23 protein-coding genes and 1 pseudogene are annotated in these 21,781 nt (G+C 62.3%); 13 read left to right on the forward strand and 11 right to left on the reverse strand.

What is annotated here, in order from left to right:
* Positions 1 to 48: 48 nt before the first annotated feature.
* A complete protein-coding gene (locus V1292_RS13855; RefSeq protein ID WP_334373222.1) occupies positions 49 to 1,215 on the forward strand; it encodes a protein-glutamate methylesterase/protein-glutamine glutaminase in 1,167 nt (388 codons plus the stop codon).
* On the forward strand, positions 1,212 to 2,090 hold the full coding sequence (locus V1292_RS13860) for a CheR family methyltransferase (RefSeq protein ID WP_334373224.1): 879 nt from the start codon (positions 1,212 to 1,214) through the stop codon (positions 2,088 to 2,090). The genes V1292_RS13855 and V1292_RS13860 overlap by 4 nt, the downstream gene beginning before the upstream one ends.
* Before the next feature lie 37 nt (positions 2,091 to 2,127).
* On the opposite strand, the gene V1292_RS13865 is transcribed toward V1292_RS13860, so the two are convergent.
* The 5 genes from V1292_RS13865 to ctrA all read right to left on the reverse strand — a co-directional run bounded on the left by V1292_RS13865 (position 2,128) and on the right by ctrA (position 5,941).
* Positions 2,128 to 3,285 carry a glutathionylspermidine synthase family protein gene (locus V1292_RS13865; RefSeq protein ID WP_334373226.1) on the reverse strand — a complete coding sequence of 386 codons (1,158 nt, stop codon included), beginning with the start codon at positions 3,283 to 3,285 and terminating at the stop codon, positions 2,128 to 2,130.
* Positions 3,286 to 3,290: 5 nt separating this feature from the next.
* The gene (locus V1292_RS13870) at positions 3,291 to 3,701 is read right to left on the reverse strand and encodes a hypothetical protein (protein WP_334373227.1); all 411 of its coding nucleotides are present in this window, start codon (positions 3,699 to 3,701) and stop codon (positions 3,291 to 3,293) included.
* A gap of 2 nt (positions 3,702 to 3,703) precedes the next feature.
* Positions 3,704 to 4,108, reverse strand: coding sequence for a DUF350 domain-containing protein (locus V1292_RS13875; RefSeq protein WP_213289180.1), 405 nt, complete (start codon positions 4,106 to 4,108; stop codon positions 3,704 to 3,706).
* Positions 4,109 to 4,263: 155 nt separating this feature from the next.
* Positions 4,264 to 5,070 carry a cytochrome P460 family protein gene (locus tag V1292_RS13880; RefSeq protein WP_334373229.1) on the reverse strand — a complete coding sequence of 269 codons (807 nt, stop codon included), beginning with the start codon at positions 5,068 to 5,070 and terminating at the stop codon, positions 4,264 to 4,266.
* Between the two features lie 169 nt (positions 5,071 to 5,239).
* A complete protein-coding gene (gene ctrA, locus V1292_RS13885; RefSeq protein ID WP_016848562.1) occupies positions 5,240 to 5,941 on the reverse strand; it encodes a response regulator transcription factor CtrA in 702 nt (233 codons plus the stop codon).
* Positions 5,942 to 6,307: 366 nt separating this feature from the next.
* On the opposite strand from ctrA, the gene fliI reads away from it, so the two are divergent.
* From fliI to V1292_RS13905, 4 genes are all read left to right on the forward strand, one after another.
* A complete protein-coding gene (gene fliI, locus V1292_RS13890) occupies positions 6,308 to 7,633 on the forward strand; it encodes a flagellar protein export ATPase FliI (RefSeq protein WP_334373231.1) in 1,326 nt (441 codons plus the stop codon).
* 105 nt (positions 7,634 to 7,738) lie between these two features.
* Positions 7,739 to 8,155 (forward strand): flagellar export protein FliJ, encoded by a 417-nt coding sequence (fliJ, locus tag V1292_RS13895; RefSeq protein WP_057842912.1) that lies wholly within the window; start codon positions 7,739 to 7,741, stop codon positions 8,153 to 8,155.
* Between the two features lie 190 nt (positions 8,156 to 8,345).
* Complete coding sequence (locus V1292_RS13900; protein ID WP_334373233.1) at positions 8,346 to 8,903, forward strand: sigma-70 family RNA polymerase sigma factor; 558 nt, start codon at positions 8,346 to 8,348, stop codon at positions 8,901 to 8,903.
* 3 nt (positions 8,904 to 8,906) lie between these two features.
* A complete protein-coding gene (locus V1292_RS13905; protein WP_334373234.1) occupies positions 8,907 to 9,812 on the forward strand; it encodes an anti-sigma factor in 906 nt (301 codons plus the stop codon).
* A 300-nt stretch (positions 9,813 to 10,112) separates the two neighbouring features.
* On the opposite strand, the gene V1292_RS13910 is transcribed toward V1292_RS13905, so the two are convergent.
* The 3 genes from V1292_RS13910 to V1292_RS13920 all read right to left on the reverse strand — a co-directional run bounded on the left by V1292_RS13910 (position 10,113) and on the right by V1292_RS13920 (position 13,662).
* A complete protein-coding gene (locus tag V1292_RS13910; protein WP_334373235.1) occupies positions 10,113 to 10,319 on the reverse strand; it encodes a hypothetical protein in 207 nt (68 codons plus the stop codon).
* A 328-nt stretch (positions 10,320 to 10,647) separates the two neighbouring features.
* Positions 10,648 to 12,783, reverse strand: a complete 2,136-nt coding sequence (gene flhA / locus V1292_RS13915; RefSeq protein WP_334373236.1) for a flagellar biosynthesis protein FlhA — start codon at positions 12,781 to 12,783, stop codon at positions 10,648 to 10,650.
* A 318-nt stretch (positions 12,784 to 13,101) separates the two neighbouring features.
* Positions 13,102 to 13,662 (reverse strand): YybH family protein, encoded by a 561-nt coding sequence (locus V1292_RS13920; protein WP_334373238.1) that lies wholly within the window; start codon positions 13,660 to 13,662, stop codon positions 13,102 to 13,104.
* 93 nt (positions 13,663 to 13,755) lie between these two features.
* Here V1292_RS13920 and V1292_RS13925 point away from each other — a divergent pair, with 93 nt between their 5' ends.
* The 5 genes from V1292_RS13925 to V1292_RS13945 all read left to right on the forward strand — a co-directional run bounded on the left by V1292_RS13925 (position 13,756) and on the right by V1292_RS13945 (position 18,508).
* A complete protein-coding gene (locus V1292_RS13925) occupies positions 13,756 to 14,748 on the forward strand; it encodes a LysR family transcriptional regulator (RefSeq protein WP_334373240.1) in 993 nt (330 codons plus the stop codon).
* A 342-nt stretch (positions 14,749 to 15,090) separates the two neighbouring features.
* Positions 15,091 to 15,594: a hypothetical protein gene (locus tag V1292_RS13930; protein WP_334373241.1), complete on the forward strand. Its 504-nt coding sequence runs from the start codon at positions 15,091 to 15,093 to the stop codon at positions 15,592 to 15,594.
* Positions 15,595 to 15,714: 120 nt separating this feature from the next.
* A complete protein-coding gene (locus V1292_RS13935; RefSeq protein ID WP_442895521.1) occupies positions 15,715 to 16,980 on the forward strand; it encodes an OpgC domain-containing protein in 1,266 nt (421 codons plus the stop codon).
* 202 nt (positions 16,981 to 17,182) lie between these two features.
* A complete protein-coding gene (locus V1292_RS13940; RefSeq protein WP_334377042.1) occupies positions 17,183 to 17,533 on the forward strand; it encodes a DUF6665 family protein in 351 nt (116 codons plus the stop codon).
* Positions 17,534 to 17,890: 357 nt separating this feature from the next.
* The gene (locus V1292_RS13945) at positions 17,891 to 18,508 is read left to right on the forward strand and encodes a hypothetical protein (protein WP_334373242.1); all 618 of its coding nucleotides are present in this window, start codon (positions 17,891 to 17,893) and stop codon (positions 18,506 to 18,508) included.
* A gap of 298 nt (positions 18,509 to 18,806) precedes the next feature.
* On the opposite strand, the gene V1292_RS13950 is transcribed toward V1292_RS13945, so the two are convergent.
* Together V1292_RS13950 and V1292_RS13955 are read right to left on the reverse strand one after the other, a co-directional pair.
* Complete coding sequence (locus V1292_RS13950) at positions 18,807 to 19,223, reverse strand: hypothetical protein (protein WP_334373244.1); 417 nt, start codon at positions 19,221 to 19,223, stop codon at positions 18,807 to 18,809.
* On the reverse strand, positions 19,220 to 19,408 hold the full coding sequence (locus tag V1292_RS13955; RefSeq protein WP_334373245.1) for a hypothetical protein: 189 nt from the start codon (positions 19,406 to 19,408) through the stop codon (positions 19,220 to 19,222). Before V1292_RS13955 ends, V1292_RS13950 begins: the two co-directional genes overlap by 4 nt.
* Before the next feature lie 286 nt (positions 19,409 to 19,694).
* Between V1292_RS13955 and V1292_RS13960 the strand changes: the two are divergent.
* A pseudogene (locus V1292_RS13960) lies at positions 19,695 to 19,836 on the forward strand (DNA ligase); the annotation flags it as partial.
* Between the two features lie 329 nt (positions 19,837 to 20,165).
* On the opposite strand, the gene V1292_RS13965 reads toward V1292_RS13960, so the two are convergent.
* Positions 20,166 to 20,576 (reverse strand): hypothetical protein, encoded by a 411-nt coding sequence (locus V1292_RS13965; protein WP_334373246.1) that lies wholly within the window; start codon positions 20,574 to 20,576, stop codon positions 20,166 to 20,168.
* Between the two features lie 281 nt (positions 20,577 to 20,857).
* Here V1292_RS13965 and V1292_RS13970 point away from each other — a divergent pair, with 281 nt between their 5' ends.
* Positions 20,858 to 21,700 carry a GNAT family N-acetyltransferase gene (locus V1292_RS13970; RefSeq protein WP_334373248.1) on the forward strand — a complete coding sequence of 281 codons (843 nt, stop codon included), beginning with the start codon at positions 20,858 to 20,860 and terminating at the stop codon, positions 21,698 to 21,700.
* The last annotated feature ends 81 nt before the right edge of the window (positions 21,701 to 21,781 follow it).

A 21,781-nucleotide genomic window follows, 5' to 3' on the forward strand; every position in this document is an offset into this window, starting at 1 on the left:
CGGCGTTGGTTTTGCAAGTGTGCCGCTTGAGTTGGGTCGGGTGAAGTAATGAGTGTTGCGTTAACGAAGTCTCCGCCGCCAGTCTCGACAAGGCAAGACAAGCTGCGCGTGATGGTGGTCGACGACTCCGTGGTGATCCGCGGGATGATCTCGCGCTGGATCGGCGCCGAGCCGGACATGGAGGTCTCCGCCTCCCTGCGCACCGGCCTCGACGCCGTCAACCAGATCGAACGCATCAAGCCCGATGTCGCCGTGCTCGACATCGAAATGCCGGAGCTCGACGGCATTTCGGCGCTGCCCCAGTTGCTTGCGAAAAAGCGCGACCTCGTCATCATCATGGCGTCGACGCTGACCCGCCGCAACGCGGAGATCAGCTTCAAGGCGCTCTCGCTCGGCGCCGCCGACTACATTCCAAAGCCGGAGAGCACGCGCGAGGCCACCGCTGCCGAGACGTTCCACCACGATCTGATCCAGAAGATTCGCCATCTGGGCGCCAGGGCCCGCCGCCGTGCGTCGCCTGGCGCGAGCCCGGCTCCGGCACCAGCCGAGCGGGTGCGCGAGGTATCCGTTCATCCGGTCGCTGCACCCGTTGCGCAACTGCCACTGGCGCGCCGGCCCTTCAGCATGCTGGCGCCGCGTGTGCTTCTGATCGGCTCGTCGACCGGCGGCCCGCAGGCGCTGATGGCGCTGGTCGCCGATATCGGTCCGGTGATCGATCGTTTTCCGGTGCTGATCACCCAGCACATGCCGCCAACCTTCACCACGATTCTCGCCGAGCATCTGGCACGTGCGAGCCGCCGGACGGCGCATGAGGCCGTTGACGGCGAGATCGTCAAGCCCGGTCGGATCTATCTTGCGCCGGGCGGCCGCCACATGCGCGTCGTGCGCCATGGCGCGGACGCCACGATCGCGCTCGACGACGGGCCGCCGGTGAATTTCTGCAAGCCTGCGGTGGACCCGCTGTTCAACTCCGCCATCGACGTCTGGCAGGGCGGCATCATGTCGGTGATTCTGACCGGCATGGGCTCCGACGGGATGCGCGGCGGCAAGGAGATCGTCGCCGCCGGCGGCAGCGTGATTGCCCAGGACGAAGCGACCAGCGTGGTGTGGGGCATGCCGGGCGCGGCCGCCAACGCAGGTATTTGCGCGGCGGTTCTGCCGCTCAATCAGATCGCGCCAAAACTGGTTCGGTTGTTTTCGGGAGATCGTTCGTGACGCCTTCAGACTATGAGTATCTGCGTAAGCTTCTGAAAGAGCGCTCCGGGCTCGATCTTTCGGCCGACAAGCAATATCTGGTCGAAAGCCGATTGCTGCCGTTGGCCCGCAAGTCCAGCCTGCCGGGCATTTCCCAACTCGTCGAGAAGATGAAGGGCGGAGCCAGCGCACTGACGGCGGAGGTGGTCGAGGCGATGACCACCAACGAGACGTTTTTCTTCCGCGACAAGATTCCGTTCGATCATTTGCGGGAAGCGGTCATTCCGGCACTGGTACAGGCGCGCGCGGCCCGCCGGTCGTTGCGCATCTGGTGCGCGGCTTCCTCCACCGGGCAGGAACCGTATTCGATCGCGATGTGCCTGAAGGAGGCGGGACCCCTGCTGTCCGGCTGGCGCACCGAAATCGTCGCGACCGACCTGTCGCAGGCGGTGCTGGAAAAATCGAAGGCCGGTATCTTCAGCCAGTTCGAGGTGCAGCGCGGATTACCGATTGGGTTGCTGGTGAAATATTTCAGCCAGAACGGCGAGCTCTGGCAGATCAATGCCGAGATCCGCAGCATGGTGCAGCATCGTCAGCTCAACCTGCTGCAGGATTTCTCCCATCTCGGCGTGTTCGACGTCATCTTCTGCCGCAACGTGCTGATCTATTTCGATCAGAATACCAAGGCCAATATCTTCGAGCGACTCTCCCGGATGCTGGAGCCCGATGGCGTGCTGGCGCTGGGCGCTGCCGAATCGGTGGTCGGCATCACCAACAGCTTCAAGCCCTATCCGGAGCGACGCGGACTTTATCGTCCGAACATCGCGCCGGTGATACGGGTGGGGGCGTCGACCCTGGTGCCGCAAACCCTGCGGGCGGTTGCCGCGGCGCGCTGACCCTGTCCTTCAGCCTGCGCCTTGGCATGCTGCCGCGCTACAAGATCGCGTGCGGCAGGAAGCGCGACGTGTTGCCGGTGATCGGGTTCTCGTCCTCGCGGATCGACAGGCCGCATGGCGTGTGATCGACCAGCCAGCTTCCGAGCACCGGGTATTGGTCGGTGAAGCTCGGCAGCGGCGCGAAAGCCTGCCGGATGAATCCTTCCGCGCCATAAGGGCCCTCTTGCTCCGCCAGCGTGGTGCCGGCGCTGACGAGCGCGACGTTGGCGCCTTCGCGCGAATAGAGCGGTTTGCGCACGAACGAGGAGCCGAGCATGGCCGCCTTCGGATCGTCCTCGAAATAGGCCGGCAGCAAATTGGGATGCTTCGGAAACATCTCCCACAGCAGGGGAAGGATGCCCTTGTTGGAGAGGATCGCCTTCCACGGCGGTTCGATCCAGCGGGTCGGCGCGGTTGCGAGTTTTTCGCCGAACGTGTCGCGGAACATCCATTCCCAGGGATAGAGCTTGAAGGCGAGCTCGATTGCGCGGTCGTCGAGATCGACGAAGCGGCCATCGCCATCCAACCCGACTTCCTTGATGTCCATCAATGTCGTCTTCAATCCGGCTTGGCTCGCAGTGTCCTGCAGATAGGCCAGCGTGCCGGCATCCTCGGCATTGTTGGTCATTCCTGTGAGATGAAGATGCTTGGCGCCGCCATGTTTCTTCCAGGCGTCGATCAGGCGCTCGTGGATTGAATTGAACTGGTCGGCGCGCTTCGGGATGATGTTGCGCTCCATCGCCTGTTCGAGCCAGGTCCACTGAAAAACCGCCGCTTCGAAAATCGAGGTCGGCGTATCGGCGTTGTATTCCAGCAGTTTCGCCGGGCTCCAGCCGTCGTAGCTCAGGTCGAGCCGGCCGTAGAGGCTGGCGTCACGGCGGCGCCAGCTCTCGGACATCAGCGGCCAGAACGCTTCGGGTATTTTCAATCGGCGCAAATATTTTTCGTCCTTGATCACGCGGCCGACCAGCTCGAGGCACATCGCATCGATCTCGGCGGTGGGCGCCTCGATCCGCCGTTCGATTTCCTGCAGCGTGAACGCGTAATAGGCCCGTTCGTCCCAATAGCGTTCCCCGTTGATGGTGTGAAAGGTGAACCCAACGCCTTCGGCGGTGGCAGGCCAGTCGTCACGTTCGGGGCAGACGATCCGTTGCATGTAATTCAACCGCCGGAAAAGCCGATGGCATGCCCGAACGAGCCGAAGCCGCCGCGCTGCACCGAATGCGAGCCGGAATCGTAGGATGAATGGCTCGAGGAGGAAGAGGAGGAGTCGCTGCTATAGTAACCGCTGCGCCACGAGCCGCCGCCGGAGCCGCCGCCATGGCCCGAGGAAGAGCTGTGGGAGGAGCACTCGGTGGTGTTTTGCGTCGGCGATGCCAGGTGCGGGTTTGGTTGCTCGCAAGTGCGGCTCGGCATCAGCGTGTAGGCGGTGGCGCCGACGGCAAACGTGCCCATGAGCAGGAGTGCGACATTGGCCGAACGCTTGGCCGGCGGCGGCGGAACGGGACGCGGCGCCGCCGGTACCGAGACCTGTTTGCGCTTGCCGAATTCAGGCTCTGAATTGTTCGCCATGGTCAGTAGGTCATGCAAGCGGCGTTGATCGCGCCGGCGGCCAGCGAGGACAGTCCGAGCCAGATCGCGGCGGCGAGCTCGCCCGATGCGATCCGCTTCGACAGGTTCGGCACCGGAACCCTGACGAGGTAATAGACGATGATCTGCACGATCAGCGCGATCGCCGCCCAGATCAGGCAATCCCAGACATTGGCCGAATGGGTGATGGCGCTGACCAGCGGCAGCACGAAGCCGAGCAGGCTCAGGCCCAGCGCGATCGCGGCGGCCGGCTCATTGGCGCGGATCAGATCGAATTCGTTGTGCGCCGTGATGCGGGTGTAGACGAAGAGGTACGCGACCACGGCAACGATGGCCGTACAGAAATAGACCAGGAACGCCGGCAGCCCGGCAAGCGATTGCAGGATCATGAATTCGCCCCAACTCGTGCGTCCGACAGGTTCGCACGATCTGTCAGTCGGCGCATCCGAGCGGCGGGTTCAATCCAACAATTTCTGCCCAAACAAAAACCCCGCCATTTCGGGCGGGGTTCGCAAAACTTCCATGGCGGCCTTGATACGGCCGACTATTCCTTGACCTCGATCTTGCCTTTCATCGCCGGGTGCAGGCCGCAGATGTAGTCGTAGATTCCGGCATCGGCGAGGGTGAGCTGGGTGGTCTGGCCTTTCAGCGCGATCGGCGAGCGCTGCGGCTTGGGGCCGGTGATCGTCACCTGGTGCGGCGAGGAATCGGTGTTGTGCCAGGTGATGGTCTGGCCCTTGCTGACGATCACGGTCTCCGGTCCGAACTTGAAATCGGAGATCGAGACCACGCCGGGGCCCGGCGCGGGCTTTGCCATGGCGCCTTCGGGCGTGCCCTTCAGGCCCGCCAGCGAGATAACGAAATCCTGCCCCGCATGCGGTTTGTGGCAGGTGAAGCAGGCCGTCAAATTGGCCTTGTCGTTGACCTTCTTGTCCGGGCCAAACGCCTGATACTCCCATTCGCCATTCCGAATGTCGTCCTTGTACTCGGTTCCCCAGCCATCGCGCTTTTCCATCACCGCGTAGGCGACGAGATCGCCCTTCTGGAAACGGCCGTTGGCATCCTTGAGAGGCTCGCCGGCCGCATCGAGTTGCGCCTTGTATTGCACCAGCGTCAGCACCGTGCCGCTCGGGATCGGCTGCCCCTTGCGCACCGCATCGACCGCCGCCGGCGTCGCATAGAGCTCGCGATACTGCTTGTTGTCGTAACGATCGACCGTGGCGTAGAGCGTGCCCTTGTCGAAATTCTCCGGGAAGCCGACCTTGTCGCCGCCGGCGAGCGCCGAATAGCCGATGAGCGCGCCCGATGCCGACCCGAGCGCGACAGCGGCAGCCAGCCTGACGTTTTTCATGACTTCCCCCTCGTTTGCGGACAACTCCGTCAAGTACGAGACACCGCGAAGCGGGTTTCAATCCGGGGAAGCGAATTTGTCGCGTGGTAGTGGCCCAAACAAAAACCCCGCCGTTTCGGGCGGGGTCCAGCCGGGAGGAGCGAGCGTTGCGGCTCGCCGTAAGCCCTGATCAGGCGGGGATGCGCTCGTCCGCCTCGTGCGGCTCGCGCAGCACGTAGCCGCGGCCCCACACGGTTTCGATGAAGTTGCGGCCTTCGGAGGCGTTCGCCAGCTTCTTGCGCAGCTTGCAGATGAAGACGTCGATGATCTTCAGCTCGGGCTCGTCCATGCCGCCATAGAGATGGTTGAGGAACATTTCCTTGGTGAGGGTGGTTCCCTTGCGGAGCGAGAGCAGCTCCAGCATCTGGTATTCCTTGCCGGTCAGGTGCACGCGCTGGCCACCGACCTCGACCGTCTTGGTATCGAGATTGACCACGAGATCGCCGGTCTGGATGACCGACTGGGCGTGACCCTTGGAACGGCGCACGATCGCGTGGATGCGGGCAACCAGCTCGTCCTTGTGGAACGGTTTGGTCATGTAGTCGTCAGCGCCGACGCCGAGACCCTTGACCTTGTCCTCGATGCCGGCGAGGCCGGAGAGGATCAGAATGGGAGTCTTGATTTTCGACACCCGGAGCTGCTTGAGCACGTCGTAGCCGGACATGTCGGGCAGGTTCAGGTCGAGAAGGATAATATCGTAGTCGTAAAGCTTACCTAGATCGACGCCTTCTTCTCCGAGATCCGTCGTGTAGACGTTGAAACTCTCGGATTTCAGCATCAATTCGATCGACTGCGCGACGGCGCTGTCATCTTCTATCAGCAAAACGCGCATGCCAGTCCCCTTTAGTCCGCCGCTCCGGGCGTCAGGTCGGCCGCACTTGCGGCACTCAAAACGCCTTTAACAACTGATTCGGATCCTGACAGACACATGGTTAACAAAATCTGATTCCGGTTCGCAAGCTCTTTAAGTGCAATTTCTAACGAATCGCCCTAAGATGTTGCTCGGAAGCAGCTTTTCTCCATAATGCCCACTCAGGTTCCAGATTAAGAGGCGGGCCTAACCGACTCCCGCGTTTAGCCCTTCTTCTGATGGGCAAGCGCTCTCAGTCACCAAAGACAGTGACGCAATGATTAATGATGCGGGTAAACACGAGGTTAAGCGCGGTTTCTTAAAGTGCGGAAACTTAAGGTTTTCGCAATGAAGGCGCTCGCGGAGCAGATCGGCGATATCGACGGCGTCAATATATATGGCCGCGTCGTGGGCGTGCGCGGGCTGATGGTCGAGATCGCGGGGCCTATCCATGCGATGTCGGTCGGTGCCCGCATCGTCATCGAGACCGGCGGAAGCCGCTTCATCCCGGCCGAAGTGATCGGCTTTTCCGGCAGTAATGCTGTCGTGATGCCGTTCGGCGGACTCGACGGCGTCCGGCGTGGCTGCCGTGCCGTGATCGCGACCGCTGCGAGTCAGGTGCGGCCGTCGCCCGCCTGGCTCGGCCGCGTCATCAACGCCATGGGGGAACCGATCGACGGCAAGGGGCCGCTGGTGCAGGGCCCGTCGCCGATGCCCTATCGCAATGCGCCGCCACCGGCGCATTCGCGCAAGCGCGTCGGGGCGCCGCTCGATCTCGGCGTGCGGGCGCTTAATACCTTCCTGACCTGCTGCCGCGGCCAGCGGCTCGGTATCTTCGCCGGTTCCGGCGTCGGCAAATCGGTGCTGCTGTCGATGCTGGCGCGCAATGTCGATGCCGATATCACCATCATCGGCCTGATCGGCGAACGCGGCCGCGAGGTGCAGGAATTTCTGCAGGAGGATCTCGGCGACGAGGGCCTCGCGCGCTCCGTCGTGGTGGTGGCGACATCCGATGAGCCTGCCTTGATGCGGCGGCAGGCCGCCTACCTGACGCTGGCGATATCGGAATATTTCCGCGACGAGGACAAGGACGTGCTGTGCCTGATGGATTCGGTCACGCGCTTTGCGATGGCGCAGCGCGAGATCGGGCTGTCGGCCGGCGAGCCGCCGACCGCGAAAGGCTATACGCCGACCGTGTTCACCGAATTGCCGAAACTTCTGGAGCGGGCAGGGCCGGGCACCGGGATCGGAACCATCACCGGCATTTTCACGGTGCTAGTCGACGGCGACGACCACAACGAGCCGATCGCGGATGCGGTGCGCGGCATTCTGGACGGCCACGTCGTGATGCAACGCTCGATTGCAGAACGCGGCCGGTTTCCCGCGATCAATATTCTTAAATCGGTCTCGCGCACCATGCCGAGGTCGGCCAATCCCGACTATCTCCCCACAATCATGCGGGGCCGCCAGGTGATGGCGACCTACGCCGACATGGAGGAACTGATCCGGCTCGGCGCCTATCGGGCAGGCTCGAGCCCGGAGGTCGACGAGGCGATCCGGTTGCACGAGCCGCTGGAAGCCTTCCTGCGCCAGGCCAAGGACGAAAAATCGAGCCTCGATGACGGCTACCGCCAATTGGCGCAGATCCTCGCCAATTTGGAAACGGAACGCTAACTTTGTCAGGCCATCATCCCCGGCACATGATAACGCCGGTGGGGTCCCCCGAGGGAGCCGGCTCCGTCCCGCGTTCAGATTGGGACTTCTGGGGAGTATGAGTCGATGAAGTCACGAGAAACGCTGATCCGCCTGAAGAAATTTCAGGTCGACGAGAAGCGCCGAAGGGTTACCCAGATCGAAGGCATGATCGCCGACTTCCAGCGCATGTCGGTCGATCTCGAGCGCGAAATCCAGACCGAGCAGGAGCGGGCCGGAATCAACGACCCCTCCCATTTCGCCTATCCGACCTACGCCAAGGCCGCGATCCAGCGCCGGGAAAACCTGACCCGCTCCGCCGACGAACTGCGCATACAGCTCGAGGATGCCAAGAGCCTGTTGAGCGAAGCCTTCGAGGAATTGAAAAAGGTCGAACTGCTCGACGAGCGCGACCAGGCGCGCGAGCGCGCCGAGGAAAGCGCCCGCGAGCAGGCCGACATGGATAGTATCGGCCTGATGCGCGCCCGGCTTGGCGTCGCCTGACGCTTCTCACACCATCGGTTGGACGATCGAAAACCCGGGCCTCACGGCCCGGGTTTTTTCTTGATCTTTCTTTGGCCAATCTTCCGGAATCGGCGACTTGGTGGCCCCTCTGACGCGAGGTATGCTACGAAACTTCCCGTCGGCTCCGGCGTACGACGCATGGGAGGAGCGGGATTGTGGGGGACGCTGAATGCTGACGCCAGCGGAGCTGGTCTGGCTGATTGCCGCGGTGGCGAAGGGGGATGAGGCCGCTTTTGAGCGCCTTTACGCCGCCACGCGCGCGAAACTCTTCGGCGTCGTGCTCCGTATCTTGCGGCGTCAGGACCTCGCGGAGGAGGTCATTCAGGAGGCTTACGTCAAGATCTGGAACAGCGCCGGACAGTTCAACCCTGCGCTCGCTTCGCCGATCACGTGGATGGCGTCGATCGCGCGCAACCGGGCGATCGACGTGGTGCGCAAGAAGAGCGAAAGCTCGATCGAGGAGGAGCCGGCCGCGATGGAAGTGGCGGCCGAGTCGCCCGATCCGCTGGCGCGGCGCGAGATGACGGAAGAGTTGAAGCGGTTGCTGGAATGCGTCGGCCGCCTGGAGCCGGATCGGCAAAAGCTCGTGCTGCTCGCTTATTACAACGGCTGGAGCCGCGAACAGCTCGCCGCCAAGTTCGAGACGCCGGTGAATACGGTGAAGACGTGGCTGCGCCGCAGCATGATGGAAATAAGGGAGTGTCTCGGACTGGGGTCCGGATCTTGAACGATGGCCTATAGCGAAGACCATATCGCGCTCGCCGCGGAATATGCGCTCGGCACCCTCGATGCAGACGAGCGCACGCAGGTCGAGACCATGATGGCCGTCGATGCCGAATACAGCGCACTCGTTCAGGCCTGGGAATACCGGCTCGGCGTGCTGAACCAGATGGTCGGTTCGGTCGAGCCGCGTCCGGTCGTGTGGGAAAACATCAAGGCCGCGATCGGACGTTCCACGGAAGCGCAGGCGCCGCTGACGCTGCCTGAGGCGCCGCAGACTGCGCCTCCGCCTGAACCCACGGCTGAGCCGGTGGCTCCCGCGGTAGCCGAGGCACCGCCAGCCGTCACGGACGGTCCGGTTGCGGCCAATGTCATCCAGTTGTCCAGTCGCGCGAAGCGCTGGCGCAACGTGGCTTCCTTTGCCACCGCAATTGCCGCAGCACTTATCGCGATGCTGGCGGTGCAGGTCTATCGGCCGGAGCTCTTACCGGAGGCGCTGCGGCCGCAGCCGCGCATCCAGACCGTCGAGGTCAAGACGCCGGCGCCACAGCCGACACCCTCGGCGCAGTATGTCGCGCTGCTGCAGCGTGACGGCGGTTCGCCCGCGTTCATTTTGACGGTCGACGCCGCGACCAAAAATTTCACCGTCCGCAAGGTCGGCGCCGATCCCGAGCCCGGCAAGAGCTTTGAGCTCTGGCTGATTTCCGACCGCCTGCCGCAACCGCGCTCGCTCGGCGTGATCGGCGGCAGCGATTTCACCGCGCGCCCGGCGCTCGCCGCCTACGACGCCAGCACGATCAACACCGCGCTCTTTGCGGTGACCGTCGAGCAGGCCGGCGGCTCGCCGAGCGGCCAGCCGACCTCGGCGCCGATCTTTACCGGCAAGCTGATCGAGACGGTGCCGGCTGCTCGCTAGCGCTTGCTTACTGAAGCTTGATCCTCATGGTGAGGAGCGCGCTCTTGCGCGCGTCTCGAACCGTGTGGCCCTGATCTCGCCTGGGGCCCATCCTTCGAGACGCCCGCTTCGCGGGCTCCTCAGGATGAGGTTTGTGGGGGTGGTGGCGAGCCGCCAACAAAAAGAAAACGCCCGTGGGGAGCGGGCGTTTTCGCAGTCAACTTGGGGGTAGTTGGGGTCTTATATATCCACGTGGCGACTTTGGGGGGCTGTAAAGAGCCGCGTGAATTCCGTGAATTCCTGTGTTTCCGGATTCCTCCGTTAGCGTACGATTGAGTTACCGGAGCTGGTGATCGCCACCGGCTTGCCGGCCTTCATCACGCGCGTGCTCGCGGTCTGGGTGAGACCTTCATCCGAGGTGTTGCGCGCGGAGATGCTGAACCCGGCGACCACGACACCTGCCACGAGGGCCACGGCCACGATCTTGAGATGGGTCGTGCGATCTGCGCTGTAGATCGAATGGTTCATGGAAGTCTCCTGCCGCCTCCGGCCTAACGGATTTGTTGGATGCGTCCGCAGGCTGGTTCAACGTCTCGCGTCAGGAAACGTAGGACTCCGGCATCTGTTTCCAAAGGAACGATCACAAGGCGGTGAAAAGACTTGAACGGCCGCGATTGGAACGTCCGCGGCGATCGCCAGAAATGAACAAATATTCAGTCTCTGTAACAGCTTATGCGGAGATCACCGCTTCTCAGGGGCGAATGGCGCGGTATGGGCCATTTTCGACAAACCATTTGCCTGTGGCGAAAAGGCTTCGCCATTTTCGCCGGTGATTTGCGCCGCGCCCGCCGCCAAACTAGACGCTGCCGACCGTCTTCAGCCGCGCGCGCGGGTGAATTTCCGCCTGCGACAACACAGTGGTTTGCGAGCGGAACCGCTCGATCAGCGAGCGCACGAACGGGCGGATTGCAGCGGAGGTGACCAGCACCGGCGCCTCGCCCTCGCGCGCTGCCTGTTCGAAGGCGTTGCGAACGCTGGTCATGAACTCCGACAGTTTTGAGGGCTGCATGGCGAGGCTGCGCTCTTCGCCCTGGCCCACGATCGATTCCGCAAACGCCTGTTCCCACCGCGCCGACAGCGCGATCAGCGGCAGATAACCGTTGTATGTGGTATTCTGTGCGCAGATCTGGCGCGCCAGCCGAGCGCGGACGTGCTCGACCATGGTGGCGGGGTTGCGCGAGAAGGCGAGCGCGTCGGCGATGCCTTCGAGGATGGTGGAGAGGTCGCGGATCGAGATCCGCTCGGCCAGCAGGAGCTGCAGCACGCGCTGGATGCCCGAGACCGTGACCTGGCTCGGCACGATGTCCTTGACCAGCTCGCCCTGTTCCTTCGGCAGATCCTTCAAGAGCTTCTGCACCTCGCCATAAGACAGCAAGTCGCTCATGTTGTTCTTGAGTAGCTCGGTGAGGTGCGTCGACAGCACGGTGGCGGCATCGACCACGGTGTAGCCCTTCAGCGAGGCCTCTTCCTTCAGTGCGGCATCGACCCAGGTTGCCGGCAGACCAAACGTCGGCTCGACGGTGTGGATACCGGGCACGCCGACCTGGTTGCCGGCGGGATCCATCACCATGAACTGGTTCGGCCAGATCTTGCCGGTTCCGGCGTCCACTTCCTTGATCTTGATGACGTAGGTGTTGGCCTCGAGCTGGACGTTGTCGAGGATGCGTACCGCCGGCATCACAAAGCCCATTTCGATCGCGAGCGAGCGGCGCAACGCCTTGATCTGCTCGGTCAGGCGGTCGGTACCGTCGGGGCCGTTGACCAGCGGCAGCAGCGCATAGCCGAGCTCGATCTTGAGGTCGTCGATCTTGAGCGCGGTGGCGATCGGCTCTTCGGCCGCGGCGTTGGCGGCAGCCGCCGCAAGCTCGGGCGCTGCGGCCGCGGCGGCTTCGGCAGCCTTGGTGACGTTGTTGTGGTTTCGCGCTTTCCAGGCCAGCGCCGCGGCGCCGCCGCCGAGCGCCAGGAACGGCAGCATCGGAATGCCGGGTAGCAGCGCCAGCACCAGCATCACGCCGGCCGACATGCCGAGCGCCTGCGGGTAACCCGAGAGCTGCTTCATCAGCGCCTTGTCGGCCGCACCCGTGATGCCGGCCTTCGACACCAAAAGGCCCGCGGCGGTGGAGACGATCAGCGCCGGCACCTGCGTCACCAGGCCGTCGCCGACCGTCAGAATGGTGTAGGTGCGGGCGGCATCGCCAAAGCTCATGCCCTGCTGGGCGACGCCGATGATGATGCCGCCGATGACGTTGATGAAGACGATCAGGAGGCCCGCGATAGCGTCGCCGCGGACGAATTTCGAGGCGCCGTCCATGGCGCCGAAGAAGCCGCTTTCGTCTTCCAGCGCCTTGCGGCGAGCCTTGGCGGTCTGCTCGTCGATCAGGCCGGCCGACAGATCGGCGTCGATCGCCATCTGCTTGCCCGGCATCGAATCCAGTTGGAAGCGGGCGGCGACTTCGGCGATGCGGCCCGAACCCTTGGTGATGACGACGAAGTTCACGATCACGAGAATCGCGAACACGATAATTCCGATCACGAAATTACCGCTCATCACGAAATTGCCGAACGCTTCGATGACGTGGCCGGCGGCCGCCGTGCCCTCATGGCCGTGCGACAGGATCAGCCGGGTCGAGGCCATGTTCAGCGACAGCCGCAGCATGGTCGAGATCAGAAGCACGGTCGGAAATGACGAGAATTCCAGCGGCGCCTGGATGAACAGCGACGTCATCAGGATCAGGATCGATACCGTGATCGAGATCGCCAGGAACAGGTCGAGCACGATCGCCGGCAGCGGCAGGATCAGCACCACGAGGATGACGAGGACGCCGAGCGCCAGCGCCAGATCGCCGCGCTTCAGGATATCGCCGATTTCGCTCAAGGACGGAAACTTGCCGCCCGTGCCTGCGCCGCCCTGACCCGCCGTGACATCGACCATGGTAGCCGCTTCCCCCCGCGTCTGCCGCCATCGGGCGCCAGACGTCTTGGCGGCGGCCGAAGGGCCGCCGTTCCGAAAGTGAGGCACCGCACTGGCGTCCACGGGGTTCCTCCCGTTTTACGCGGCCGACGACACTCGACTTCACCCGGCAATTTTTGCCCGGTGTATGGTTAGCAAAGGGTTAACGAGGGAGTGCTTAGCCCGTCATTCCGGGGCGATGCGCCAGCATCGAACTACGATGTGCAAGCGCACATCGGAGAATCTCGTGCCGCATGCGTCGTCGCACCCCGCGGCTTAGATCGCGCCCGCCGATTGAAGTCATTCCTTCACGGGGCCGCGCGCGAGTGCCGCCGATTGCTGCAGGCTGATGCCATGGGCGAGCGGGTCGGCGTGGCGATGCACCAGGTGCCACTGGTCCCCGTCCCGCCGATAGACGAGCGTAACGCGCAGCGCCCATTCCTGTGCGGGCAGTCCCCCGACCTCGGCATGGTGCCGTTCGATCAGCGCGAGAACTACCATGTCGGCCGAGCCATAGGATTGGACGACCTCCTGCTTGTGGGTGCCGTTCTTGAAGAACCGTCCGATCCTGTCCCACGTCTCGGACGTATATTGCGAGCCGTGCGACGGTGACCCGCCGAACGGGGACATCAATGTGAAATCGTCTGACATGGCGATCATCGCCCGGTAAGTCTCTGCGTCTCCCCGCATCAGTGCCGCATTCGACACCTCGGAATGCTTGATCAGCTTGGCGATCGTATCTTCCGCCGCGGCCGGCTGTGCTGCGACGAGCGGCAGACCCGCCATCGCCGGGATGGCGCGACGCCGGGATAACGCTGGAGGCGAGCTCGCGCCGGGCGTCATCGGTGATTTCTTCGACATGTAAGCACCCCAGTGTTGAACGAACCTGTGTGATGAAAGAGGCGATAGATGACCCTTTGGGTATCGTGAATCCAGTGATAAAGTTTCAGCACCATGCTGAAGCCGGCTCAGCTCCTACGCATCGATCTCAGTCTCCTGGTGTTGTTCAGCACCGTGCTCGAGGAGGGCCATGTCGCGCGCGCGGCGGAAAGACTCAATCTCACGCCCTCGGCCGTCAGCCATGGGCTGCGCCGGCTGCGGCATCTCCTGCATGATCCGCTGTTCCTCAAGACGCCCGGTGGCGTGAAGCCTACGGACCGTGCTCTCGCACTTGCCGGTCCAGTTGTTGAGGCTCTCGCGCGTGTCGATGGAATCATATCGATGGCCGGGCCGTTCGACCCCGGAAGCACGCGGCGATGCTTTACGATCGGTGCGCCTGATGCCTTGGCGGCCGTCTTCCTCGGCCCTCTCGTTTCCCGCTTGGCCCGCGAGGCGCCGGGTGTCGACATCCGCTTGCTGCAGCTCATGCCGCAACATCACGGCAAGCCGACGAGCCAAGTGTGGCAAACCACACTCACGGAGCTCGACTCCCACCGGCTCGATCTTGCAATACTCCCGATCGGCCCGTTGCCGCCCCGTTTCGTCGAGCGGTTGCTGTTCGAGGAAGACTTCGTCGTCGCCATGCGAAAAGGTCATCCGCTGGCGCGTGCACCAAACCTGGCAGCATACCTGAAGGCACGGCACATGCTGGTTTCGGCCATCGGCGATGCGCTAGGAGTCGTCGATGCCATGCTCGCCGAGCGGGGGCATTCGCGGCGCGTGGCGCTGACCGTGCCGAATTTCATGATGGCGCTGGTTCAGCTCGCCGAAAGCGATCTGGTTGCGACCTTGCCGCGAAGGCTGGTCGCGTACCACGCCGCGCGGTTCAACCTGGTGGTACGCCCGGTGCCGCTGCCCTGGAGGCCCGATCCGATACGCCTCGTCGCATCGCAGTCCGCGATGGCCGACGCCGGCATCGCTTGGCTGTTCGAGACGTTGGCGAGCAGCATAAGTACGAGCACCGGTTCGCGCTCAAGGCAGGAACGGAAGCGTCGCAAGCCGTGTTGACCTGGAAGCTGCGAATTTGCGGTGACACTGATTGAACCGTTGAGGCCAAGCTACCTTTCAAACTACCTATTAAGTGCACTATCACCGTAACCCCGAACTGGTTGAAGCACGCGGACATCGCCAACGATCCGATTGTCATTGACGCTCAGAAACCCAGCCTCAATGAAAGGCGCAAGCGAACCTGCTCCTCCATTCAACGTTCGTGCGTCGGGAACATCCACGCCAGCGTTAACCCTGTCGGCAAATAGACTGTACGTGGGGCGGGTTGTTACCTGAGCCGCCGCCAAGTTGCCGCATTAGACCGGAGAATTTTTACCGCCACTAAACAAGTGGAGGAACATCATGCTGAGAATGGTGTTGTTGGGCCTCCTCATCCCATTGGGGGTAGGAGTGCTGGCGGCAATGGAGCTCAGAACTCCAGCGCGCAATGCAGTAGCGGACTTCCAGCCCCTTGCCGAGTCAACCGTGGGCATATCCGATTCACATGTTGCGCTGGCGAAGGGTGATCGACTTGAAATTGCCGCCGCGAGCAGCGAGACACCAGCGCAGCCCGCGCCAGTCGACGAACGCGTTTCTCCGTCGGAAGACATCAGTGTCGGTCCTTCGGAGCCCCCGAGGGTGATCGACCGCCATCGACACGGTCCCAAATCAAAGAAGGTTACCACCGCCGTCCGTCCAAAGAAGGTCGTTACCGCCGCCCGTCCCAAGCCGCAGCCAAAGCCAACCGCTATCGCGCGAACGACCATTTCCGAGCGGCGAAAGATCGCCAGCGACACCGAGTCCTGTCGGCTGAGCGCGTTTGGTGGCTTGCGCAAGGCCTTGAATTCAGTCGACTGCGAAATCTGATTCATTGGAACGGCCTCAGTGACTCTGACCTGATGCTGTCTCCAGAACTTGGGAGTGAGAGCTCAGGCCCAACTCCACCCGGTGCGGCCGCTATCCGCTTTGGGTCCGACAGCGCCCCAAATGATGCGCGTGCAAGGCCGGCAAGGCTCAACGTTCGCGCGCAGATTCGCCTTAAAAAATAAGCCTTTGAAGGTGAACGAGTTCACAGCCGGAGCCCCAGCGGCAGGTCCATTTTGCCGGCCTGGGACGATCCAGATGCACGACCGAATGACCATACCCAAGTTCATGCCGGAAGTGAGAGGCCAAGGCCGCGACCTGCGAATAGATGCCTGCCGAGGCGTCGCGCTGTGGTTCATCTTTCTTGACCATGTTCCCAACAACATCGGAACTTGGCTGACACTGCGGAACTACGGCTTCAGCGATGCCGCTGAAGTGTTCATGTTCGTATCGGGCGTAACCTGCGCGCTGGCTTACGGCAAAGCATGGCGCTGCGAGGGCTGGACCGGAGTGATCAGCCGAACGCTGCGGCGAAGCTGGGACATTTATGTCGCATTTCTGCTGCTCACGCTCGCCTGCGCCATCTTGGTTCACCTCGCAGGCACGGGCCGTGTTGCTGATGAGAGCAATACGCGCATCTTGTTGGACCATCCAGGCGCAACGCTCGCGCGCGCGGCGATCCTGCAATACCGTCCCGTCAATACCGACGTGTTGTCGGTCTTCGTGCTTCTTCACCTCCTGTTCGCGCCGCTGCTGTGGCTGCTGCTGCGAGCGCCGAATGCGACGCTTGGCGCCTCGCTGGCGCTTTATGTGTTGGTGCATGCCTTTGGCTGGACCGTCCCGGCCTGGCCGAACGGCCACTGGGCCTTCAATCCGCTGGCCTGGCAGCTGCTGTTCGTGCTCGGCGCGTGGTGGATGATCGATGTCAAGAGGCCCCAGCCGTGGGTGACGTCACGCACGACGCTTGTGCTTACCATCCTGTATCTGCTCTTCAGCCTGATCATTGTATTGAGCTGGCGCATCAAACCGCTGGAAGTACTGATCCCGCAGGCGCTGGCGCAACTGCTTTACCCATTGGACAAATCGAATCTCGATCCATTGCGACTGCTGCATTTTTTGGCCATAGCGGTTTTGGTGGCATGGCTCGTGCCTCGCAATTGGCGAGGGCTGACGACGCCGGTAATGCGCGGCGCGATCCGCTGTGGTCAGAACTCGCTGCCAATCTATTGCCTCGGCGTTCTCTTGACGTTTGCCAGCCACGTGGCGCTGCTCAAGATTTCAGACGGACTTGCGATGCAGATAGCGTTGAGTTTCGCTGGCATCGCAGCGATGATCGCGACCGCAACGCTGCTGAACTCGATCAGCATCAAACCCGGGCTGCGATCATAATATTTGGACACTGCGATCAGCGAGAGTGTCTATGAAAGATGAAGGATGCCGTCGTTGCGGAGATCGCTGCCGGGCAGGGCCATGCCACCGACGGAACCAGGTTTGTTCGCTCGCAACCACAACCGCCCGATGACAAAGCGGAAGGACGCTGCAGTAACGCCCATCGTTGCGCACGCGATCCATGTGGCGCTATACATTACCCATGCCCCGCGATTTTCGCCTTGATCGCACTCCCGTCGACGTTCTCAACTATGAGATCGCCCAGGACCAGGCTGTTGCGCTCGGACGAATGGGGCGCGCGCTGGAAGCGGCCCTCGCCAGGCTGCAGGAGTTCGATGCCACCCATCCACGCTCGGGCGCGCCGGCGTCAGCCCAGCAGGCACGGCGCATCCTGGTGACGGAGGCCGGCCACGCGCTGTGGATGTTCGTGGTGCAGCGAGAGGCGTGTGGCCTGCGCGACAGTCGCCCTGTCATGCGCGACTATAACGTGCCGAACGAGGTGCAGCAGTGCATGGGGGCGGTCCCCGCCACATCTAAGCTGTCAGCAACATGACTTCCTGAGTTTCAACGATCCATCGAGGTTCGAGACGAGCAGGAAGTCACCTTGGACGCCTTTCGCGCGGCTGCCCGGCACTCGCGCCACGGTCTCGTTTCCAGGCCAGAATGAATCCACCGCCTTGCCGGATTTGAGTCTCATTATGACCTAGGTCGCGGCCAAAGGTCGGTGCGGGGAGGGCGCAACACTGGGGTTCTCATGTCCGGTCATTTGCGATCTAACATCGCCGCTTTCGTCCTTCTCGCAAGTCTCCCGACTTCGCCTGCATCTTCGAATCCGCTTGCAGACTTGTTCAATGTTCCTCCTCCCCAGACGGCCACTGCGCCCGCTCCCGCGGAAAAGGAAAGCGAGTGCTTGCCACGACCCGGTACGTCGACGGCGGAAGGTCAGCGCTGGGTCTATCGTACTGAGGGGCGCCGCAAATGCTGGTTCCAGGCTGCCGAGGGCACCGCGACGGTGAAGCAGGTTCGTCATCGCGCCGCGAAGCCTCGTGTCGCCGCTCCCGAGGAGAATGAGGACGCGCGGGCCAAGCAGAAGGCGGTCATGGATGCACGTGCGGAGTTGCTGAGCTCCGCACCGGCGGAAACGTCTCAGCCGACGCAGCCCGCGCCCGAGCTCGAGGTGGTCGATGCCGCCTCTGTCCCGGCTACGGGGACCGCAGCCTTCGTGCCGCCGGCAACTGTCGCCAGCCGCGCGACCGATCAGTTCACACCTGACCATCCCACGCCTGACCACCCCGCGCCGCGCCGGCTCGACGCAGCGACACTTCTGGCAGCCGCACCGGCGCCAAGCGAGGCGGTTGCGGTCGCCGTGCCTCCGGCCGCGCCGGTCGCCTCTCCGATCGCCGAGGCGGCTGATGACGGCTGGGGCTGGATGGCAACCTGGTTTGGTGCGCTGCTGATGGCGCTGGGGCTCGCCTCCGTCTTGGCCTCGAGCCGGACCCTTCGGGAGGCCGTGCTGTTGCGCGATTAATGCGGGAGTTGCTGCTCTTCAGCCCAATCCATTTTCTCGCAGCTAAGGCAGCGGAGGAGGCGAAAGCTCTTGCCCTGGCGACTGTCGAGGATCACCACGGGCCGCGCGATGCCGCCGCAATGATTGCAAGTTGGATGATGAGGCGGATGACACCGCCCGGCGTCGCTCGCATCTCGTGCGTTACTCACCGCAGCCTCCTCTAAGGGCGACTCACGTAAGATAAAGCGCACACTGGTTCCAAGAACGCGTCCAGTGAGCACAAAGGCCGAGGCCAAGAACCAAGCGAACCGTCAATTTTCTAATCTAAAAGCCAGATCCTTCCGCTCCATAACGCATCAAAAGTTTCAGGGACGTCATTCGGAGCCCGCGCTTGCACGGCTTCCTCCGGTGCCCACGCTTGCACGGCTTCTTTCGGCGCCCACGCTTGCGTGTCTAGTAGATTGCCGCGCTTCTGCGAGACTGCGTTCACAATATCCTTGCGCAACGGTTGCGCGGCCACGCCCTTGGGCCATTCCAGCAAGGCTTTCGAAAGCCCGGGCTTGCCTTCGTACCAGCATTTCCGTCCGTCGATGAGACGATACGACCACCATTTTCCGTTCGGATTTGACGGCATCGCGGCGCTGCATTGCTGTTTCGCTTCCGCGCCTGGCATTCCCAACAATAACAGCGCAGCAACAAAAGCCGTCAGAGTTATTGATGAAAGCTGCTTGGTCATTTGCGTGGCTCGAGGCCACTACGTTGCTGCAAGCGGCTCACAGCAACCACCAAATCGGGACGTTCGAGAACTTCTACGAGCTTGTCGAGAATACGCTCATTGTTCTGCGGCCGAGGTTGCAGGTATTCTTCCAGTATGAGTTGCGCCTCGCCAATCGCCTGAATAGCCAATTGTTGATCTGTCATACGCGTTACTCACAGAGCGCCCCGGCTAAAGAAAGAAGGCAAATCAAGACCCCATTTGGGTTTTTCCCCGTTTTTTTTCAGAGTTCCATCAATTTTTATTTCAATGTTTGGGCAGAGCCTGCCTAACCTTGTGTATGGAACTTGGTCTACTGGGCGCAGACGGATTGTGGCCGTGATTGTTGTGGTTGCGATCTTTCAAGTCGCCATCTTGCGGCGAGGTAGAAAGATCGGTCTGTCTCCGGCCGCGAATGATTGTCGTCTTCAGAACTCAGATGCCCGGACTATGTCTGCAAGTTTTGAAGTCGATGGCCGCACCATGTTCGCGCATGCCTGCAAGGTCGGGCCCGAAGGCCTCGTATCGAAGCGATAGCGGATATGCATCTGGACGAGACAACGATTGGGTAAAGGTGACGTGCGCGCAGCGCGAGATCCCGCAAAAAATCCCGCCTGGGGAAAACTCGACTTAGGTCAGCCTAACTGCGTTGTCCGACTCGGCAGTCCGTGCTGGCTTTCTCAAAATTTGAGTCTGGTTTGCGGGGCAAGGAAGTTGAGCCAGTTTTCCTTTATGCTTCTGCTCGTGATGTCCCTGATGCTCACCGTATGCGTCGGAGTGGCAGCTTGGCGCATGTCTGATGACTGGCCGGAAGTTACCGGAAGCACTTCGCCGGCATTCATCCACATGCGTTGAAAATAAGGGCCTCAACTCCTGACGGAGCTGAGGCCATCACCGCACTACGAACCCGCGCGAGCGGTCGGCTCAATCGCAATAGCTCCACCCGCCATAACCGTCGTCGCATCGCGCCCGCGCACGATACGGCACGGGCAGCGGCGGCCGCGGCGCGTATTCGGCCGCATAGTCGTATTCCTGCGCGTAGTAGCGTTCGCGATAGGCTGGCGCGCGTTCGACGTAGACGGGCTGCGCGGGGTAGGGCGTTCCGTACTCGCCATAGACCGCTGCCGGTGCGCGGTAGGCGGGGTCACCGTAAGAGCGATATCGGTAATCGGGTTCCGCGTACGGGCGATAAGCCGGTCGCGGGCGCACATTGATGTTTGAGGAAGGCGCGTAGATTCCGCCTGGCGCGACGTAGACGGATGACGACAGATCGCTGGCCGCGGCAGCCCCGGTACACAGGACGACGAAAGCCAGCGTGAGCGATGATCGGTACATGTGTGAAGCCTCCAACTACTCAAGCCGCGCCAGCCAGCGTGGTTAATTTTCGCTAAACAAATCGAGGTGCGCAATGATATTTTGCGCGAAGAAGTGTGCCATTTCTGGACTTCGTACACATTCGCGTGTCGGCGATTGTCGTAATTGTGAATGCCTCAGCCTTGCGCCGTCATTGCGAGCGAAGCGAAGCAATCCATCGCGCCGCACGACGAAGCATGGATTGCTTCGTCGCTTCGCTCCTCGCAATGACGGCTGAACACACATCTGTAGGATCGCCGGCCATGACTAACTTCACCATCCGCACGATGCACCCCAAAGAAATCTCACTCGCCGTCGACTGGGCCGCGGCCGAGGGATGGAATCCGGGCCTTGTCGATGACGTCTGCTTTGCGTCTGTCGATCCGAAAGGGTTTTTCATCGGCGAGATCGATGGTGCGCCTGTCGCGACCGTCTCTTGCGTCAATTACAGCGCGGGCTTTTCCTTTCTCGGCTTCTACATCGTGCGACCGGATTTGCGCGGCAAACGTTACGGCTTGCAGATATGGAATGCAGCCATCGCGCATGCCGACGCGCGCGTGATCGGACTCGATGGCGTGGTGGCGCAGCAGGACAATTACAAAAAGTCCGGCTTTCAGCTTGCTTACGCCAACGTCCGCTATGGCGGCATGGTCACGGCACCGAGTGCGGCGCGGCCCGAGGTGATTGACCTGAGCAAAATCCCGCTGGCTGATGTGGAAGCAGACGACGCGACGGTGTTTCCAGCACGGCGGCCGGCGTTCCTGCGGACCTGGATCGGCTCGCCCGGACATGTCGGGTGCGCGGTCGTGCGCGATGGACGGCTTGCGGGTTGGGGTGTGATCCGGCCGTGCCGGAAGGGGTTTAAGATCGGGCCGCTGGTGGCCGACGACCGTGCCACGGCTGAAGCGCTATTGTCCGCCTTGCTCGCCAAGGTGGGCGGCGGCGAGATTTTTCTGGACGCGCCCAGCATCAACCGCGACGCGGTCGCGCTGGCGGAAGGTATCGGGCTCGCGCCGGTGTTCGAGACGGCGCGCATGTATACCGGCGCAATCCCGCCGCTGCGGCTGGAGCGGGTGTTCGGGGTGACGACGTTTGAGTTGGGGTAGGGGACGAAATGTAGGATGGGTGGAGCGCAGCGATACCCATCGCGCCTGTGATGGCATGGGTATCGCTGCGCTCCACCCATC

Source organism: Bradyrhizobium sp. AZCC 1719 (genome assembly GCF_036924525.1).
Taxonomy (GTDB): domain Bacteria; phylum Pseudomonadota; class Alphaproteobacteria; order Rhizobiales; family Xanthobacteraceae; genus Bradyrhizobium.

What these genes read in the sequence shown, in the direction of transcription:
- V1292_RS13855 (WP_334373222.1), top strand. Translation starts at nt 49, where the DNA reads ATGAGTGTTGCGTTAACGAAGTCTCCGCCGCCAGTCTCGACAAGGCAA.
- V1292_RS13865 (WP_334373226.1), bottom strand. Translation starts at nt 3,285, where the DNA reads ATGCAACGGATCGTCTGCCCCGAACGTGACGACTGGCCTGCCACCGCC.
- V1292_RS13870 (WP_334373227.1), bottom strand. Translation starts at nt 3,701, where the DNA reads ATGGCGAACAATTCAGAGCCTGAATTCGGCAAGCGCAAACAGGTCTCG.
- V1292_RS13875 (WP_213289180.1), bottom strand. Translation starts at nt 4,108, where the DNA reads ATGATCCTGCAATCGCTTGCCGGGCTGCCGGCGTTCCTGGTCTATTTC.
- V1292_RS13880 (WP_334373229.1), bottom strand. Translation starts at nt 5,070, where the DNA reads ATGAAAAACGTCAGGCTGGCTGCCGCTGTCGCGCTCGGGTCGGCATCG.
- ctrA (WP_016848562.1), bottom strand. Translation starts at nt 5,941, where the DNA reads ATGCGCGTTTTGCTGATAGAAGATGACAGCGCCGTCGCGCAGTCGATC.
- fliI (WP_334373231.1), top strand. Translation starts at nt 6,308, where the DNA reads ATGAAGGCGCTCGCGGAGCAGATCGGCGATATCGACGGCGTCAATATA.
- fliJ (WP_057842912.1), top strand. Translation starts at nt 7,739, where the DNA reads ATGAAGTCACGAGAAACGCTGATCCGCCTGAAGAAATTTCAGGTCGAC.
- V1292_RS13900 (WP_334373233.1), top strand. Translation starts at nt 8,346, where the DNA reads ATGCTGACGCCAGCGGAGCTGGTCTGGCTGATTGCCGCGGTGGCGAAG.
- V1292_RS13905 (WP_334373234.1), top strand. Translation starts at nt 8,907, where the DNA reads ATGGCCTATAGCGAAGACCATATCGCGCTCGCCGCGGAATATGCGCTC.
- V1292_RS13910 (WP_334373235.1), bottom strand. Translation starts at nt 10,319, where the DNA reads ATGAACCATTCGATCTACAGCGCAGATCGCACGACCCATCTCAAGATC.
- flhA (WP_334373236.1), bottom strand. Translation starts at nt 12,783, where the DNA reads ATGGTCGATGTCACGGCGGGTCAGGGCGGCGCAGGCACGGGCGGCAAG.
- V1292_RS13920 (WP_334373238.1), bottom strand. Translation starts at nt 13,662, where the DNA reads ATGTCGAAGAAATCACCGATGACGCCCGGCGCGAGCTCGCCTCCAGCG.
- V1292_RS13925 (WP_334373240.1), top strand. Translation starts at nt 13,756, where the DNA reads ATGCTGAAGCCGGCTCAGCTCCTACGCATCGATCTCAGTCTCCTGGTG.
- V1292_RS13930 (WP_334373241.1), top strand. Translation starts at nt 15,091, where the DNA reads ATGCTGAGAATGGTGTTGTTGGGCCTCCTCATCCCATTGGGGGTAGGA.
- V1292_RS13935 (WP_442895521.1), top strand. Translation starts at nt 15,715, where the DNA reads ATGATGCGCGTGCAAGGCCGGCAAGGCTCAACGTTCGCGCGCAGATTC.
- V1292_RS13940 (WP_334377042.1), top strand. Translation starts at nt 17,183, where the DNA reads ATGCCCCGCGATTTTCGCCTTGATCGCACTCCCGTCGACGTTCTCAAC.
- V1292_RS13950 (WP_334373244.1), bottom strand. Translation starts at nt 19,223, where the DNA reads ATGACCAAGCAGCTTTCATCAATAACTCTGACGGCTTTTGTTGCTGCG.
- V1292_RS13955 (WP_334373245.1), bottom strand. Translation starts at nt 19,408, where the DNA reads ATGACAGATCAACAATTGGCTATTCAGGCGATTGGCGAGGCGCAACTC.
- V1292_RS13965 (WP_334373246.1), bottom strand. Translation starts at nt 20,576, where the DNA reads ATGTACCGATCATCGCTCACGCTGGCTTTCGTCGTCCTGTGTACCGGG.
- V1292_RS13970 (WP_334373248.1), top strand. Translation starts at nt 20,858, where the DNA reads ATGACTAACTTCACCATCCGCACGATGCACCCCAAAGAAATCTCACTC.